The organism is Saprospiraceae bacterium, assembly GCA_016717265.1.
Taxonomy (GTDB): domain Bacteria; phylum Bacteroidota; class Bacteroidia; order Chitinophagales; family Saprospiraceae; genus Vicinibacter.
Map to the genome: position 1 here is coordinate 2,596,255 of JADKFX010000001.1, position 17,126 is coordinate 2,613,380.

At 32.6% G+C, this 17,126-nt stretch carries 15 protein-coding genes; 8 read left to right on the forward strand and 7 right to left on the reverse strand.

The window, feature by feature from the left end:
* Window positions 1-104 precede the first annotated feature (104 nt).
* Window positions 105-1,736 (forward strand): hypothetical protein, encoded by a 1,632-nt coding sequence (locus IPO86_10165; protein ID MBK9728471.1) that lies wholly within the window; start codon window positions 105-107, stop codon window positions 1,734-1,736.
* Window positions 1,737-1,955: 219 nt separating this feature from the next.
* A complete protein-coding gene (locus IPO86_10170) occupies window positions 1,956-2,321 on the forward strand; it encodes a hypothetical protein (GenBank protein MBK9728472.1) in 366 nt (121 codons plus the stop codon).
* 500 nt (window positions 2,322-2,821) lie between these two features.
* Here the strand turns inward: IPO86_10170 and IPO86_10175 are convergent, their stop codons facing one another.
* The 3 genes from IPO86_10175 to IPO86_10185 all read right to left on the reverse strand — a co-directional run bounded on the left by IPO86_10175 (window position 2,822) and on the right by IPO86_10185 (window position 7,736).
* Complete coding sequence (locus IPO86_10175) at window positions 2,822-3,433, reverse strand: hypothetical protein (GenBank protein ID MBK9728473.1); 612 nt, start codon at window positions 3,431-3,433, stop codon at window positions 2,822-2,824.
* 109 nt (window positions 3,434-3,542) lie between these two features.
* Complete coding sequence (locus IPO86_10180) at window positions 3,543-6,038, reverse strand: T9SS type A sorting domain-containing protein (protein MBK9728474.1); 2,496 nt, start codon at window positions 6,036-6,038, stop codon at window positions 3,543-3,545.
* Between the two features lie 627 nt (window positions 6,039-6,665).
* Window positions 6,666-7,736, reverse strand: coding sequence for a PA0069 family radical SAM protein (locus IPO86_10185; protein ID MBK9728475.1), 1,071 nt, complete (start codon window positions 7,734-7,736; stop codon window positions 6,666-6,668).
* A gap of 94 nt (window positions 7,737-7,830) precedes the next feature.
* On the opposite strand from IPO86_10185, the gene IPO86_10190 reads away from it, so the two are divergent.
* Genes IPO86_10190 through IPO86_10200 form a run of 3 tightly spaced genes read left to right on the forward strand, consistent with a single transcriptional unit; the run spans window position 7,831 to window position 9,286 of the window.
* Window positions 7,831-8,415 (forward strand): hypothetical protein, encoded by a 585-nt coding sequence (locus IPO86_10190; protein ID MBK9728476.1) that lies wholly within the window; start codon window positions 7,831-7,833, stop codon window positions 8,413-8,415.
* 28 nt (window positions 8,416-8,443) lie between these two features.
* On the forward strand, window positions 8,444-8,893 hold the full coding sequence (locus IPO86_10195) for a hypothetical protein (GenBank protein ID MBK9728477.1): 450 nt from the start codon (window positions 8,444-8,446) through the stop codon (window positions 8,891-8,893).
* Window positions 8,894-8,908: 15 nt separating this feature from the next.
* The gene (locus IPO86_10200) at window positions 8,909-9,286 is read left to right on the forward strand and encodes a hypothetical protein (GenBank protein MBK9728478.1); all 378 of its coding nucleotides are present in this window, start codon (window positions 8,909-8,911) and stop codon (window positions 9,284-9,286) included.
* A 6-nt stretch (window positions 9,287-9,292) separates the two neighbouring features.
* On the opposite strand, the gene IPO86_10205 is transcribed toward IPO86_10200, so the two are convergent.
* The 3 genes from IPO86_10205 to gyrA all read right to left on the reverse strand — a co-directional run bounded on the left by IPO86_10205 (window position 9,293) and on the right by gyrA (window position 13,750).
* The gene (locus IPO86_10205) at window positions 9,293-9,769 is read right to left on the reverse strand and encodes a nucleoside triphosphate pyrophosphohydrolase family protein (protein MBK9728479.1); all 477 of its coding nucleotides are present in this window, start codon (window positions 9,767-9,769) and stop codon (window positions 9,293-9,295) included.
* A 91-nt stretch (window positions 9,770-9,860) separates the two neighbouring features.
* The gene (locus tag IPO86_10210) at window positions 9,861-11,153 is read right to left on the reverse strand and encodes a hypothetical protein (GenBank protein MBK9728480.1); all 1,293 of its coding nucleotides are present in this window, start codon (window positions 11,151-11,153) and stop codon (window positions 9,861-9,863) included.
* Between the two features lie 89 nt (window positions 11,154-11,242).
* The gene (gene gyrA / locus IPO86_10215; protein MBK9728481.1) at window positions 11,243-13,750 is read right to left on the reverse strand and encodes a DNA gyrase subunit A; all 2,508 of its coding nucleotides are present in this window, start codon (window positions 13,748-13,750) and stop codon (window positions 11,243-11,245) included.
* 246 nt (window positions 13,751-13,996) lie between these two features.
* On the opposite strand from gyrA, the gene ubiE reads away from it, so the two are divergent.
* Both ubiE and IPO86_10225 read left to right on the forward strand, forming a co-directional pair.
* Window positions 13,997-14,674 carry a bifunctional demethylmenaquinone methyltransferase/2-methoxy-6-polyprenyl-1,4-benzoquinol methylase UbiE gene (gene ubiE / locus IPO86_10220; GenBank protein ID MBK9728482.1) on the forward strand — a complete coding sequence of 226 codons (678 nt, stop codon included), beginning with the start codon at window positions 13,997-13,999 and terminating at the stop codon, window positions 14,672-14,674.
* An 8-nt stretch (window positions 14,675-14,682) separates the two neighbouring features.
* Window positions 14,683-15,363 carry a PorT family protein gene (locus IPO86_10225; GenBank protein MBK9728483.1) on the forward strand — a complete coding sequence of 227 codons (681 nt, stop codon included), beginning with the start codon at window positions 14,683-14,685 and terminating at the stop codon, window positions 15,361-15,363.
* Here the strand turns inward: IPO86_10225 and IPO86_10230 are convergent.
* Entirely contained in the window at window positions 15,335-15,982 is a 648-nt protein-coding gene (locus IPO86_10230) for a DUF479 domain-containing protein (GenBank protein ID MBK9728484.1), read from the reverse strand. The two genes, IPO86_10225 and IPO86_10230, sit on opposite strands and share 29 nt — an antisense overlap.
* Before the next feature lie 31 nt (window positions 15,983-16,013).
* Here IPO86_10230 and ychF point away from each other — a divergent pair, with 31 nt between their 5' ends.
* Window positions 16,014-17,108, forward strand: a complete 1,095-nt coding sequence (ychF, locus tag IPO86_10235) for a redox-regulated ATPase YchF (protein MBK9728485.1) — start codon at window positions 16,014-16,016, stop codon at window positions 17,106-17,108.
* Window positions 17,109-17,126 lie beyond the last annotated feature (18 nt).

The window sequence follows — 17,126 nt, forward strand, 5'->3', positions numbered from 1 at the left end:
TTAACTAAAATTATGTCAGGATTGATTTAGTTGCTAATTTTGGAAATGCAAATACGAAATATTTCGCATATTTTTATATTATGCACAAGCAAAAGACAAAAAAATTGGAAATATTTGAAATAAATAGAAAAGCAAATCCGGATAAGCAGGAAGTACTTGTAAGCAACATTAAAATTAATCAACCATTCCTTATTCGAGGAATCAAAGAGAACATACTCCTATTTACTCAAGTCGAAAAATTAGCAATAAAATTTGAAGGCTGCATATTCGCAAAGAATGTATTCTATGAAATTGATCTTAGCAAATTCAAAATGCGAAACTTATCAATTTCATTCTCTAATTGCTTCATACATGGAGATGATAGAGCTTATTCTAATAAAATAAACACATTTGAATCTTATGAAATTCATATATCTTATTTCAATTGCATTTTAGAAAATATAAGCCTTGATAACTTGGAATTTACTCATCTTAGTGTATTCAATTCCATAATAACTAAAAATTACTTCAGTGTTCGTAATTGCAATATTAACTCCATTCAATTCTATAATGTCTTAGGAAAATATGGAGTAAATAGATCAAAAGAATCGAACATCAACGTAAGCTTTGGAGATGTTAACCTCTATTTACCGTCTAAAGCAATCAAAGATGCATATCAAGAAATTTCACAGAAATTTGGTAGCATATTTTCCTTCCCTACAAGTATTTTAATTACTGAACCTAAAAAATTATATATAGAATTCAAATTATCAAGCGGATCTGGATTTAAAAAATCTTATCTTGGTTATCATTATAGATTAAAAAACGAAGAAATTAAGGGATTAGACATATCCTTTAATATCCAAACTGAAAATGACACAACAGATTCAATTGTAATCAACAAAGCAATATTAGAAGGAATTGAATTGAGTAATTTCTCCAAAGCGAAAATCGAAATACTTAGGAGCAAGATTAATAAAGTATTTATTAGAGATTTAGGATTTAGTTCATTAAAAATATATGACCTTTCTTCACGTGTCAAAGAAAGCAGTGTATTTGAATCGAGAAATGTAGATTTATCCAACGCTACATTTGACAAGACAAATTTGTCTGCTTATGAAATTGTAAGTTTCTACAGATCCACGTTAACTGATATAAATTTTATATCTCCAAAATTTCCAAATGAAATTCATGTTTTGGAAAATATCCATCACCCAGATAAAAAGGAAGAAGGGTATTATAAAATGCAATCAGAAAACTATAGACAGATTAAAAATTCTTTAGTTGATTCAGGTAATCAGATTGAAGCTTTGGAGATTCATTCTAAAATGTACTCAAGTTTGCAAAAAGATAAAACGTTATCAAAAGAAGACCGTGCAATACTATTTTTGAATAAAGAATCTAATAGTCATGGAGTATCCATCATAAGGCCATTTTTTATATTGCTAATCTTAGCTTTTATCACTTTTTTTCTATACAGAACATCGTTAAATGAAGCACCATATGATTTTGGATTCAAGAGTTTTAGATCATGTGGGCAAACTATTTGGGCTAACATAGTTTTTGTCTTTGATGATTTTCGTGTATTCTGGCTGCTGATAGATCCAACACATAAATTATCTACACTTGAAAGTTTAGAACCAGAAAGCAGCTTAAATTCTGCATCACTCTTTTTTTCATACTTTTCACGAATCATTATGGCATGGATTATGTATCAATTTATTATAAGTTTTAGAAAATTTGGAAGAAAATTATAAGGACGAATGCCAGTGCCTAACAAGGGCTATGATGTCCATGCTCCTAAGGTCTCACGGCACATAGCCAAACCGTCAGGTTGTGAAAAAACTCCCACCTTGGCTCAATTTATTCGGATACCTATCTTAGAAATTTTCTAATATTGCATTGTAAATGCATTGAATTTAGGTATTTTCACACACTGCCGTAATGCGCCACTTAACTAAACCAAATTTTCAATAATGAAAACAATAAATTGGAAGTATAGCATAGGAATAATCCTAATAGGTCTCGGAATTTTGACCTTTAAACCTATACCGATTGCATCCGAGCATACCTATTTAATATCCAAAGGAATTGTTGTTGATATCTATGAAGGAGGTCACAAGGATGCTGTTTTCAAATTGAAAGGTCAGAATAAGATATTTTATATAAATCGCGGATTACTCAGAGGACTTGACTTGCTGAATATTAAAAATGAATTAATTAATAAGGAAATTACAATAAAATATCCTAGATATTGGACACCATTGGATCCATTAGGTTTTGTAAAGCAGGTATCAAAAATTGAAACCGGAGGAAAAACTATCTTTAATGAAATGAATTAAAAAGCGGTGCATAATTGAGTAGACGGCCCTGCCAGATCATTCTAACAGGGTGCGCCTCTAACACCACCTGCAACGTTATGATACACTTTTAATTTCTGCAGTATGTAAAATTAAAATTACATAATTTTCAAATAAAAAAACAGACCACCACCTGCATGATGGCCGGTTGTAATCCGAAAGGATCTAAGAAAACCAATCTCATGAAAATGTGTGAACCTATTTGCTATTCCGTTTTATCCATCTTTAAAAACTTTTCATCTCCGTAAGATTGTCCTGTAGCAAAGCGTAAAACTTTTGTGATCTCCCCTATCATTATAGTAATTGCTCCCCAGGTGGCATTTCCTGCAAGGCAGATATGTACTGTGTTGTAAAGACTTTGAATTACTTCTGCATTGACTACAATATTCCATGCACCAAATGCAGTGAGCAGCCATCCAAGGATTAGTGTTTTTTTACCTAATATTTTACTGAGTAAAAGTCGAGCGACTGAAGAAGATACTTTATTGATACTTCGACCAAAATTTTATTTGTTGCAACCTAATAGTATCAGGTTCAGTTCGTTTTCGTCCTTGGTTAAAATCTTCAGAAAAATAATATTGTACTGAAAATTCGCCTTTGATAATTTTTAATGTACTGTCTATTGCGTTTATTGTTATAAAGTTATTTGTTACATTGGAATCTATTGAGTATTCATATAATACATAATCATCCTCCAATTTAAACATTGGTGTAATGTTTGATTTAATAGGATGCCTCCCGATGGAAAATGGGACGTTTCCAATAACGTATAATTCTTTGTCATAATATTCAAAAGGATTTAAGTAACATTGTAATGAAATAGTAATATCTGTTTTTAGTTTATTTGCAAATTGAGCAGAAGAATTTGCTCTAAATTTGTAACAATTTTTATACCCAAAAGCAACTCCATTCGTGGTATCAATATGTGCAAAAAAAATATCAGGTTTCTCATATTTTCCTATATAGCAATCAATTTTAGGAACATCTATTGTATCAATAGGATCCATTGGCTCATCAATTATTGTGATAACATTGTCATCTTTACAAGATGCAACTAAACAAAAGATTATAAACAGCTTAAATAGTCTATTCACAAAATCTAATTATTAAATTTAAGTTTATAAATACCAAGCATAAATTAATACAAATATGTAATTGTCAACGCAAAATAGTCAATTTCCTTAAGTTTAAATTTTATTATTCCTATTTTGTTACTACAAATTTTAAGGCTGCAATTTTATTCTCTGAATTGAGTTTTAAAATGTACACACCAGAAAGTAAGGAACTAAGATCCATTTTAAAAGTATGGATTCCGGCTTGTCTCCTACCCTTCTCAACTACTTTTATTAATTTGCCGTCTTGATTATATAATTCCATTATTATGTTCCTGGATCTGCCAATTCCATATTTAAAATTGATTTGGTTTTGGGCAGGATTTGGATAGGCTTCAATTAATTCAAATAATTCTTCATCATGGTCTTGTTTTATATCAATCAGAGAAGTCGTTATAACGTTTGTATTCTGAAGCACTTCATATGCATCCGTATGAATTAATTCACCTTCTGTATTAAATAAAGTAAATTGAAGTTTTGTGGTTTTGCCTTTTAATAATTTTAAAACAATATTAAATTTTTCAGAAATTTCATCTTTCTTTAATTTTAGTACTTCTTCTAATTCAAAAAATGCGATTCTCTTTCCCATTTTTGCTGATTCAGATTTTGCCAGGTTATTTGGTAATGGATCAGAAGGATGAACAGAACCAGATATTGCAAAAAATTCAGGATTTTCTGTTGCAATTTGTGCACTATCTGAAAAGCCAATAGATACATATTTAATATCTGGACTACCATCCTCTAAGGCTTTTAAACTTATTTGGTATGCACTCAGTCCATATCCGGTTTCTAATGCTATACTGTCATTGTTAAATAAAAATTGTCCAAATGGATTTTTATGTGCAGGCCAAAGAAATGTTGATGTGCAAGAACTGCTGTCACACTTTATAACTTTTATGGTAATATTACCTGTGTATGCAAAATTAGTAGACATTTTAAATTTTATCGAATTTGTTGCTGCAATGCTTCCGTTGGCAGGGAGTGAAAATGGTGAATTTGTGGATGTCCATAGAAAAGGACAAGTAGAACATGGTGTGCCGTCAACAAATGTTTGGGAACCAAAAAATGTTGTAGTTGGGTTATAATATATTAGTACATTGCAAATTGGAGAACTAGGATCTAAATTATTGATCGTTATATATCCATCTCGTTTTATCTGACCAAACGGAACAAAAAAGGCCTTATCAATAGTTGCACAACAAGGTGTTGGCGGACAAGATGGACCGCCCCTAATTTGTCGACATGAACTTCCATCTGCAAATGTGATGTCATACGTTATCGTTACCGGTGAATTTAAATCTTTTTGAATATAACAACAACTAAAAGAATTTGTAAAACAAGGTGCCAGAGTTGTAAAAGTATATGAATTTGTACCATAAAAACCAGGTGGTACATTTCCACAATCCCAACTCGCTTCTGAAAAAACTGCATTATTTAAACTTACATGGAGTGATTTAATTTTACATACGGAACTCAAAGCACTGCAACATGCAGCAGTTCTTGGAAAAGTAAGCGAATCGCAACAACTAGCTTTCGGACAATTATAAAAAACAACAGATTGAACTTGATTACTATTGATTGGTATGGTAATTGTCCCATTTATAGGAGAACTGGGAATCCAACCTGCTTGGTTTATTTCTGTTATCGTATAGCTACCATAGTTTATGCCGGAAACGTAAGCAGTGCCATAAGAATCTGTAATCACATTTGAATTGTATCCTGGGCCAGATATGTTGAAAGTCCATCCAGCTCCTGCCTCCCCTGCATCCAGAACACCGTTGCAATTTCTATCTAAAACTTTTTGAATAGCTATAGTACCCCTTTTTTGACAAGAGTCTGCGCATAAAAAATTGTTTGCAATCGTTCCTGTGATATTTCCAATTAAATTAAATCCGCAAGATTGACTTGAGTTATTGCGCAATCTAACCTGTAAAGAATGGGTAGCATTATTAGCGGGTAGATTAATTACGTAATTATTCACTCTCGTTTCATGTCCTGCTTGAAATGTTCTTTGATCATTCCAGTTATTACAAAAATCACATAGAATATTTTGGTTAGGATTGAATGTTACAGGGTTTCCACCAGGTACTGTTACAGTAGTCAAAGGGACGGGTGCGCCATCTAGAAAAATACATGCGGAGTTATCAAATCTGCATTGAATGTTTATAGTTACAATATCACCTTTTAACATGCAAAACTGCCTTTCAAATATTATTGGAAGATCGGGGCAACTATTATTACATGCCAGTTGATAATCGAATCTAAAGGAGAGCCATTTTGATAATGGATACGGTAGTGCCCAGGTAGGATCGGGAATAATTGCAGCACTTGGACCTCCGCTAACGATATTCGTACAGGTCGATAAATTTGGCATTTGAATTACTTTCCAATAAGGATCATAATCACCAATTTGAATTGGGCCCATAAAAAATAATGGACCTCCTGTGGCATAGAGTGCATTTGTTGAGTGATTATATCCAGTATTTAATAATACTTGATTTTGACATCCTGTTTGAGCCAGAATAATATTATTTTGAATGCTGACACTTAAGAATAGTAAAACGAAAACAATTAATTTTTTCATCATGATATTTTTAATTTGAATATATACCCCAATGGGCTGTTATCTTTAAAAAAGATGTATAATACAATCGGATTTGAGAGACAAATAAATTCAGGTCGTTTAAAATATTATAACGACCGATTGAAATCAGCTTTTGGAAAAATATAGCTTATAAGTCCTAGAATAGAATTTAGATAAATCTACGAAATTTATGAATGGCTTGTATTTTTATTTTTAAAAATCATTCAAATTTGAATATTTAAAATCGTCTTTATTGTTGTAATTATAAGAAAAACAAGACATTTTGAGATTGTTAATGGGGATGGTGGTTTAATTCATTGGTGTTGATAAACTGCTTTAAAGTAGGCAATCATTGGTTTAGAAATTAAACAGCCCATTCAATATGAACAGGCTGTTTGTTCAAAGGACCAAGGTCTATTTCAACTGATAAGAATTTAAACAAATTTTCTAATCCAGTTATGTTAGCATGGTTAAAACTACTTGAATTAATACTAATAAAGTTCTAGAATTATTGAGCTTGCCTGCTTTTTGATTGAATGAACAGACTTTTTGATTGAATTTAATTTTTTAATTGTCAAATTCAATGAATTGTTAAAAATTCAAGAGTCTTGTTTAAAATTTATTCTTGATTTACCAAAGTCTTAGCTGTCCATTTTTTATCGGACTAAACAAATCGCATCTCAAATTAGCTTTCTGGGGATTTGGAAAAAACTTAGCGTAAGCGAGCTTAAATTGTTGGTTTATGATTTCCGAAATGCTACCCTCCCCTTTCATTCGGAAGCCAAATCTTGAGTCATTTAAGTTGCCACCATGGCAGGAACGAATTGCATTTAAAACTTTGGCTTTTCTTTCAGGCATATTCTCTTCCAGCCAATTATTAAAAATTGCTTGCAAATCACCATTTAATCTTACGATCTGATAGGAGGCGGTGTTTGCCCCTGCTTCTGAGGTTAGTCGCAACATGTTAAAGAGTTGACTATCATTAATTCCTGGTATAATGGGTGCTAGCATTCCATGAATTGGTATCTTATTTTCTGCTAACTTAGAAATAGTTTTTAAACGACTTTCAATACTAGATGCCCGAGGTTCCAGGGTTCTTCTTGTCTTATCATTATCTGCAGTAACTGAAATAGCAATAGAACATAATTTCAAATTGTTTAAATCAGTTAAAATATCTAAGTCTCTTAAGATTAAGGCATTCTTTGTAATTATCTGTACCGGATGTTTCCAATCAAGTAAAACTTTTAATAACCCACGTGTTAATTTGTATTTACGTTCGGCAGGCTGGTAACAATCTGTGTTTCCAGATAACATGATGGGTTTTACCTGGTAATTTTTTGATGCTAATTCTTTTTTTAAAATTTCAATGGAGTTCTTTTTTGCTAAAATGGTATTTTCAAATTCATCTCCTGCGCTATATCCCCAATAATTATGTGTTGGCCTTGCATAACAATAACTGCACCCATGCTCACAGCCTTGATATGGATTTAATGAATAATCCATTTTAAGATCCGGTGATTTTACAGTATTTATGATACTTTTGGCAATTACTTCAATGATTTTAGTCTTGGGATTTGAATTGATTTCCAGATCAGAATCTATGGATTGATAAAATTCTTCATCAATACTATGGTTGTATTTTAAATACTTATTTTCAATATGAAGCGTAGAACCTCTGCGACTTATAATTTTATCAGGCATTAGACGATATATTATATATTTATGGACGACAAAATAGGCATTTTGATTCGATTTAAATGAATTCTTTGTTGTATTTTTGTAGAAATATTGAGAAATGGGCATTTTCGATTCAATAAAGAAAGTATTGGGTATTACAAAAGACAAAGAGGAACCAATCCGTTCTTATCCTTATTCTGAAATATCTGCTGAGGATAAATTTGAAGCTATGGCTAATGAAAACCGAGATAACCAGGTTGATATTTCATTCACAGATAAAGCTAAAGAATTTGTTTCAGGTACGCTGGATGAAGTAAAAGAGCAAGGTTCTGCTTTATGGAGTGAAGTAAAGGATAAAGCAGCAGATCTTGACGAAGCGACCAAGGAATACAGAGAGAAAATTGCGCAAAAAGCAAAAGATACCTTGGAATCCTTCGATCAATTTGTGGATGAAACTGTTGAAAAAGCAAAAGGCTTAACCGATGAAGATCATAAAATGGATGCAGATAAAGATGGATTTGCAGATAAACCAATAGATTTTGGCTCAGAAACCAACTTGAAAAATGAATCTTTTTTTAATAAAGCCGAAAAATGGTTGGAGAAAAATAATAAGGAGTCGAAAACTCAAGACATAGAGGAATCGAATGAAGGTCAAAAAGTTATACATCCTTTAGAATTGCCACAAGAACCAGAATCAAAATAATTCGTCACATTTTAAAATATTTAAAATTATGTCCATAAAAGATTTCTTTTCAAAACTATTGGGTAAAACCAAAGAAACTACTAAACAAGCTTATGATAAAGCTGAAGATTTTGCTGATAAAACTTTAGATACTCTAGAAGATAAAGCAGAAATCGCATTTGAACAGGCTAAAACCTGGACAGAAACAAAAGTTCAAGAAGCAAAAAATGTAGCCACTGAAACACTGCATAATGTACAAGAATCAGAGCTTTATAAAGCTACCGAGCAAAAGGCTGAAGCTGCCTGGGATAAAGCTAAGGAAATTTCGCAGGATGTTGTTGATTCAGCTCAGGAATTGGCTGCAAAAGCGACAGATAAAATAGAAGATCTTGCAGATAGAATCCAAGGAGATGATACACCCGTTAAAGCTGCAGAAAAAAGTGCTGAAAACATTGCGCAAAGTGCAACAGAAAAACCTACGGATGAAAAACAAGTTTAATATTCAAAGTTGAATATGCTAAGATTGTTTTATTTTATACTCGTAGTGTGCTTCACAGCTGCATGTAAGCCTAATGAAAATCAAACAACATTTTATGTTGATCCGGATTGGATTGAAGTCCACTTCCATAAGAATATGAAAACCGAAGAATTAGTAGACATTCGCGATCGCTTAGTACCTATGGGAGTTATTTTAAAATATTTAATTATTCAAAGAGATAGTTCCAAGGTTATTAATATGCTTCAAATAGAGGTACAAGATGGAAAAGGAAAACTAGCGAGATCAAGAACAGAATTTTTAGATGAAATTCCTTACGGAATTCGGATTAACCGAAAAGACTATACCGATGAAGGATTTAAAATTGGACCCTTATATTCTAAACGGCCGAAATAAGCTGAACTAAATAAATTTAGATAAATCTGCCGGACTATAATTAATCGACTTCAGGACCTTACCATCTTCAGCACGATAAACTAAGAATACATCTTCTTTCGTACGAATTTCAGAAACGGTATCTTTTTCACGTTGATATTTATCCTGTGTTAATTGTGCTTCTTCCATAGTTTGACATGCTTTGCTCATATTAGAGCGTTGCACTTCTTCAAACATAGTATGAAATTGGTCGCCTAAACCAAATTCATGAATGGCACCTGAAAGTACATATTGTAAATCACAAAAAGCATCCGCCGCTTCCATTAAATCATTATTGTTGATAGCTTCTTTTAGCTCGTTTAATTCTTCTTCTAATAAAGCAATACGGAGTTTACAACGTTCGACAGAAGGAATTTGCGGACTTTCTAAAATAGGTAAATCGAATAATCGGTGAAAAGCCCCTACTCCATTTAGCGCGTTTGCTTCTTCAAATTTTTTTGACATGCTTATGGTTAGAATAGAAATAAATATTTTAATATCTTATAGATTCAATAAATATAATAAATCAGGAATCTCTTATTGAAATGCAAAATTACTAATTTCCTAAGGCTTCTAATTTTACTTTGTAAGCATTTGATTTGTCAAATTGCGATTTCTTAGCAAATATTTCTTTAAGTGCAATTAATGTATTTTTATCTTTTGGATCTTTTAATTCAGCTTTTTCAAAATATGGTAATGCCTTATCAAAATAGGATTCCATTTCAGCTTTTTTCTCGTTATATTTTTTAGTTCCTTCTTTTGTATAGTCAGAACTTAGTTTATTAGCTTCTTTTGAAATAAGCGCAGCCTTATTATAATATAATGCACCTAAGCTGTACAATGTATTAAAGTCATCGGAAGCAATTTTTAATGCCTCAACATAATATTTTTCTGCATTTAAACAATATTCATCTCCTTTCATATTGTTGTTGGCTTCATATTCTTTTTGACAAAGGTTGTCATAGACATTTCCTAAAGTAGTATAAACAGAAGCATTCCCAGGTTCTTTTTCAATAGCCACTTTTAATTTTTCAACGAGCTCATTTAATCTTCCTTTTTTTAAAAAATGGTTAATCTCTGAAAATAATAAGGTAGTTTCATTTGGAAACTTTTGTCGTCCTTCAGCTAATGCATCTTCTGCTTTCTTTTCATCTGTCGGAAGATAATATTTATATAAGCCTTCATAAATGAAAGATTCTGGATAATTTGCTTTGCGAAGTTCTTCTAGATATGGATACGCTTCATTTAGCATGCCTGCATTTACGGCACAAGCTGCGACCAAATATTTTTGTTTCTTTAAATCTTCTGGGTTTGGTAAAATACTTTTCATTCCGCCTGTTGTAACTAAAAGATCAATTTTAACAACGGCATCAAAATGTATATACGCTGATTTATAATCACCCGTTTCGTATGCTTGAATTCCATAATTATTCAGATACCTGGATGTTTCAGTAAGTGCATTTAAAGCATCTTTTGTTTCAAATGATTTAACTGCCAATTCTTTTGATTTAGTCCAAGCATTATAAGCTTCTAAAGCGGCTTCCTTATATTTTAACTTATATGATTTTCCAAACTGTTGCGCCAGAATAATAGAATCACTTTCAAATGAACATATCGCATTATATATTTTTCCTTTCACACTCCAGGTTCTGCTTTGTCCTTTTACCAGATCATTTTCACTGGATGCATCAATTAAAGACTTAGCTTCCCAGAGCTTAGAAATATTTGCAACAGGATCTAGATAATAATTTGCAACTTTACTATCAGCTTTTTTAACATCCTTTTCTGGATCCTGAGTAAATGCTTGTGTTGAAATAAAAACGAAGAATAGAAGTGAAAGGTTTTTCATGTTTTCAGTATTTTTATTTAGTATAACTATAATCTCAAAAAAATAATTCTGTATTTGCTATACGTTTTAGTTAAGTTTTTATTAATAAATTATTCCTCCGATTCGTCTCCAATTATTGGAGGCACTATAATTTCTACATCTTCTATAACTTCTTCTTCACGGTCAATAACCGCTACATCAGCAATTTCATCGCCTTCATCTAAACGTATAAGTCGCACACCTTGTGTCGCTCTCCCCATTACCCGAAGATCTGAAACATGCATCCGAATGATGACTCCTTGTGTAGTCGTAATCATCAAATCTTGCTGCTCTGTTACATTTTTTATAGCTACTAATGCCCCGGTTTTATCTGTAAGTTTTAAAGTTTTGACACCTTTGCCACCTCTATTTGTTACACTGTAATCATTGATATCGGTACGTTTTCCATTTCCTTTTTCGGAAACTACTAAAATCGTGGATTCAGTGTCTGATGGATCAATGCAAACCATTCCAACTACTTGATCACCGGTACTTTCCAGACGAATCGCCCGCACTCCGGCTGCATTTCGTCCCATGGTACGAACTTTAGATTCTGAAAAACGAATGGCTCTTCCTTTTCGATTTGCAATGACAATTTCAGATTGACCATTCGTTAATTTTGCCTCCATTAATTGATCCCCTTCATTGATGCTGATGGCAATAATACCATTGGATCTTGGCCTACTGAAATCATTCACGCTACTTTTTTTAATAGTTCCTTTTTTAGTACATAACATGATAAAATGGCTATCTAAAAATTCTCGATCTTCAAGATTTTGAATATTGATATAAGCCCGAACTTTATCTTCTTTTGGTAGATTTATAATGTTTTGAATAGCACGTCCTAAATTCGTTTTTGCGGCTTCTGGTATTTCATATACTCTAAGCCAAAAACATTTACCAAGTTCTGTAAAAAGCAATAAATAATTGTGATTACTGGCAATAAACATGTGTTCAATAAAATCTTCTTCTCTGGTTTTACTGCCTGTAGATCCTCGTCCTCCTCTGCTTTGTGTACGATATTCAGATGATTTTGTCCGTTTAATATATCCTTGATGAGAGATGGTAACAACCACCTGGTCATTCGCAATAATATCTTCCATATTAATATCACCTTCGGCATGTGTGATATCTGTACGCCTTGGATCCCCAAATTTTTGTTTTATAACTTCAAGTTCGTCTTTTATGATTGTCCGCCGCAATGATTCATCACCTAAAATCAATTCTAATCTTGCAATTTCAAGCAATAAAGCATCGTATTCTTCTTTTATTTTTTCGCGCTCTAAACCTGTTAATTTTTGCAATCTCATGTCTAAAATTGCTTTTGCCTGGATTTCAGAAAGTTGGAACTGGCTCATAAGACCCGTTCTGGCATCTTCAACAGTTCTGGATGCACGGATTAATTTTATAACTTCATCTAAATGATCTATAGCAATTAATAAACCTTCAAGTATATGTGCCTTTTCTTTTGCTATTTTTAACTCATAATTAGTTCTTCGAATAACAACTTCTAATCGAAATTTAATAAATTCACGAATCAAATCCTTTAATCCTAAACTTACAGGTCGTCCTTGAACTAAGGCTATATTGTTGATTCCAAAGGAAGTTTGTAAAGGGCTATACTTATATATATTGCTTAATACAACACTGGAAATAGCATCTTTTTTTAATTCGATGATAACACGAATCCCATCTCTATCAGATTCATCTCTAACATCACTGATTCCAGTAATTTTTTCTTCATTCACTAGATCCGCAATTTTTTGGATCATAAGTGCCTTGTTCACTTGATAAGGGATCTCTGATATTAAAATAAATTCCCGATTATCATTTACTTGAATTTCAGCTTTACCACGAACTATGATTTTACCTTTCCCTGTTTCATAGGCGTCTTTTATTCCGGAAATTCCATAAATAGTTCCTCCTGTAGGTAAATCGGGTCCTGGAATAATCGTCATCAATTCTTCCAAATCAACCTCAGGATTATCAATCATTCGAATAACTCCATCGCAAACTTCAACTAAATTATGTGGAAGCATATTGGTAGCCATCCCTACAGCAATCCCAGAAGAACCATTGATAAGTAAATTCGGAACCTTTGAGGGTAATACCGTAGGCTCTTCTAAACTATCATCAAAATTCAATCTGAAGTCAACTGTTTCTTTGTCAATATCATCCAATAACTCATCCGAAATTCTTGACAATCGAGCTTCCGTATATCGCATAGCCGCCGGACTGTCGCCATCCATGGAGCCAAAATTTCCCTGGCCATCTACTAATGGGTATCGCATCGACCATTCTTGAGCCATCCGTACCATGGCATCATAAACAGAAGAATCTCCATGAGGATGATATTTACCCAGAACTTCCCCGACGATTCTGGCAGATTTTTTATAGGATTTGTTGTAACCGAGTCCGAGCCCACTCATTCCATACATTACCCTTCTGTGGACCGGCTTTAAACCATCTCTCACGTCTGGCAATGCTCTGGCTACAATCACTGACATAGAATAATCTATGTACGAACTTTGGAGCTGTTTTTCAATACTTACGGGAATAATTTTATCGTGTTCTGACATGCTGATTTTGTGCCTTTTAAAAAGTCAGCAAAGATATAAAAAAACGATTTAAAATTCATGGGAAATATTGCTTTTTTTTGAATAATAATTTACTGTATATCAAATCATAATGTATAATTTATTTAATAATTTATCATACATTTTAACATCCTTTTAAAGGAGGTAGTACCTTTGCAAAAATTTTCTCTATTGAATAATATAAGTCCTTATAAGACAGACGATTCTAAAAAAATCCAAATTGCAAAGATGTTTGACCATATATCTGGCAACTATGATTTCCTTAATAGCTTACTCTCATTAGGCATTGATCGATTTTGGAGAAAAAAAACTTTGCAAGAATTGCCAATTGACCCTGTGAATCAATATAAGGTTTTAGATGTTGCTTCTGGTACTTGCGCCTTATCCATACAAGCGGTTACGATGTACCCTAACATAAAAATAGCAGCGACCGATATTTCTTTAAAAATGTTACAAAATGGATTCCATAGAATCGAAAAATTAGGATTCCAAAAGAACATTGAAATTTCAGTTGAAGATGCAGAGCATCTCAGTTTTAGTGATAATACATTCGATGCAGTGATGGTCGCTTTTGGGGTACGGAATTTTGAAAACTTGGAAGCAGGTTTGCAGGAAATGAGACGCGTTTTAAAACCTCATGGCAAAATCGTAATTCTCGAATTTTCTAAACCAAGAAAATTTCCAATTAAGCAATTATTTAATTTTTATTTTAAAAATATTCTTCCAATTATTGGAAATCTGCTTTCCAAAGATAGCAGAGCCTATACTTACTTATTTGAATCTGTACAACATTTTCCAGACTATGAACGTTTTACAGCCATTCTTTCTAACATAGGATTGATTAAATGTTCTTACAAACCGCTGACTTTTGGAATATGCACAATCTATTCAGGTTACAAATTGTAATTCTTTTTATCAGCCTATTCCTATTTCCTGATTTGTTGCTAAGTCAGTCCAATTCAAATAGTTATAATTATTTGGCATTTAAGAGAAAATCGCATTATTTCGGATTGACTATTGGCTATAATTCTTCTGGATTTAAAATTGAACACTCTAGACGCTTTATCAATAATGCCAATTATAAATGGAATGAAGGAATTCGAAAACCGGGTTTAACACTATCCATGATTACTAATTTTAAAATTGGTGAATATTTCGATTTTAGAGTTTTGCCTAGTATTTCACTTTCCTACAGAAGCTTAGGTTACATAGGTGTTAACTCAACCATTGAACGTCAAGACCGGATTGAATCTGTTTTTGGTGAATTGCCTATGTTGATTCGATTTACCTCTGCTCCTTATAAAGATAAACGTGTTTTTTTTATTACCGGTGTGAAGTATTCTTATGATTTTTCTTCTAATAGTCGCTCTGATAAAAATCAATTTCAAATTGTTCGGATTTCACCTCATGATTTTCAATTTGAAATTGGAGCAGGTTTGCAGTTTTATCTCCCCTATTTTATTTTCTCGCCAGAGATTAAATTTTCTCATGGAATAAACAATATTTTAATTTACGATAATAAATTACCGGAATCTACGATCATTGAAAAATTATTTTCAAGATCATTTACTGTTTCGTTTCATTTTGAAGGTTAATTTGTGCTTGTACTTTGGCGTTACATTCTTTAAAAAAGTATCCAAAAAGCTGTTGAAACAAATCTATGTTTTTAGCTAAAACTGGCAACACAAGCCTAAAGTCGACAGGAAATTTCGTTTTCTTATTCATTCGAACATATACGTTTTCAAGTCCTTCGTAATTTTTATATTGAGACATAAAACGATGTGTTGTCATGTTTAAGCAAATATTCGCAATTCGGTCTGGCATAAATTGCATTACTTCTCCTAATATTTGGTAAGTTGTATTTTCAAATTCTTCAAATGTAAATTTGAAATATTGATCCCATTGTAAAAATAATAAATGATCACAAAAAATATCAGAAGCCACGGGTGCATATTTGTGCACTACCGGATGTAAATAAGAATTAATTTCTTTTAAATGTTCACTATTATTGGAAAAATTATCAATCCATTTGTGGAGTTGTATTCCTTCATGGAAGAAAGAATTAATTTGTTTTGATTCTGAGTAATTGAGTAAATCATAAATATAATTTCCTCCAAGAAGTCCAGGATTTGGATAGGAAAGAGATAAATGTGATAAATAATTCATTTTATTGCTAAAGTTAATGATTTCTAATTGAAGGGTTTCCCATTTCATTTTTCCTAATTTTGCTTTTAAAATTAGAATTATGGGTTTACAGTGTGGAATAGTAGGATTACCAAACGTTGGAAAGTCGACTTTGTTCAATGCATTAACTTCAGCAGGAGCATTGGCTGCGAATTATCCATTTGCTACTAAAGATCCAAATATTGGTGTTATTTCTGTTCCAGATAAGAGATTGGATGTATTGGCAGAGATCGTTAAGCCGCAACGTACAGTGCCTACTTCTGTTGATATTTTGGATATTGCGGGTTTGATAAAAGGCGCTTCTAAAGGAGAAGGATTGGGGAATCAGTTTCTAGCCAATATTCGGGAAGTAGATGCTATTTTACACGTAGTCCGGGCATTTGAAGATGATAATGTAGTCCATGTAGATGGTTCGGTGGATCCTTTGAGAGATAAAGAGATTGTAGATACCGAACTCATATTAAAAGATATTGAAACACAAGAGAAGAGAATTGATAAAATTCGGAAGCAGTCCAAAGGTGGTGATAAGGAAATCTTTAAGGAATTAGGAATTGCTGAAGAATTATTAAAGCATTTAGAACAAGGCAAACCAGCTCGGTCTTTTATTACGGATGAAGAAACTGCGGCTTATGTAAAAGCAACGCAATTGCTAACCGGAAAACCGGTATTGTATATTTGTAATGTAGACGAAGCCTCCATTCACACCGGAAATAAATTTACCGAAGCATTTATTAAAGGCATCGCTGCAGAAAAATCAAAAGTAATTTTTATTTCTGCAGGAATAGAAGCTGAAATTGCTGAATTACCAGAATCGGAACGCGCAGATTTTTTTAAAGAAATGGGTCTTGATGAACCTGGAGTTTATAAAATTTCAAGGGCAGCTTATGAACTTTTAAATTTAGCTACCTATTTTACAGCTGGAGAGAAAGAAGTTAGAGCTTGGACTATCATAAAAGGAATGAAAGCACCTCAGGCAGCCGGTGTAATACATTCTGATTTTGAAAAAGGTTTTATTAGAGCAGAAGTCATTAAGTATGATGATTTTATTCAATTCAAATCTGAAGCTGCAATCAAAGCTGCCGGAAAGATGTCCACCGAAGGCAAGGAGTATATTGTTCAAGATGCGGACATTATGCATTTCTTATTTAATGTTTAATTTTAAGAATTGCTTTTG

Coding starts and splice junctions, on each gene's coding strand:
- IPO86_10200 (MBK9728478.1), top strand. CDS start 8,909: ATGCTAAGATTGTTTTATTTTATACTCGTAGTGTGCTTCACAGCTGCA.
- IPO86_10180 (MBK9728474.1), bottom strand. CDS start 6,038: ATGATGAAAAAATTAATTGTTTTCGTTTTACTATTCTTAAGTGTCAGC.
- IPO86_10185 (MBK9728475.1), bottom strand. CDS start 7,736: ATGCCTGATAAAATTATAAGTCGCAGAGGTTCTACGCTTCATATTGAA.
- ychF (MBK9728485.1), top strand. CDS start 16,014: ATGGGTTTACAGTGTGGAATAGTAGGATTACCAAACGTTGGAAAGTCG.
- IPO86_10170 (MBK9728472.1), top strand. CDS start 1,956: ATGAAAACAATAAATTGGAAGTATAGCATAGGAATAATCCTAATAGGT.
- IPO86_10190 (MBK9728476.1), top strand. CDS start 7,831: ATGGGCATTTTCGATTCAATAAAGAAAGTATTGGGTATTACAAAAGAC.
- IPO86_10195 (MBK9728477.1), top strand. CDS start 8,444: ATGTCCATAAAAGATTTCTTTTCAAAACTATTGGGTAAAACCAAAGAA.
- IPO86_10230 (MBK9728484.1), bottom strand. CDS start 15,982: ATGAAATGGGAAACCCTTCAATTAGAAATCATTAACTTTAGCAATAAA.
- IPO86_10205 (MBK9728479.1), bottom strand. CDS start 9,769: ATGTCAAAAAAATTTGAAGAAGCAAACGCGCTAAATGGAGTAGGGGCT.
- ubiE (MBK9728482.1), top strand. CDS start 13,997: ATGTTTGACCATATATCTGGCAACTATGATTTCCTTAATAGCTTACTC.
- IPO86_10210 (MBK9728480.1), bottom strand. CDS start 11,153: ATGAAAAACCTTTCACTTCTATTCTTCGTTTTTATTTCAACACAAGCA.
- gyrA (MBK9728481.1), bottom strand. CDS start 13,750: ATGTCAGAACACGATAAAATTATTCCCGTAAGTATTGAAAAACAGCTC.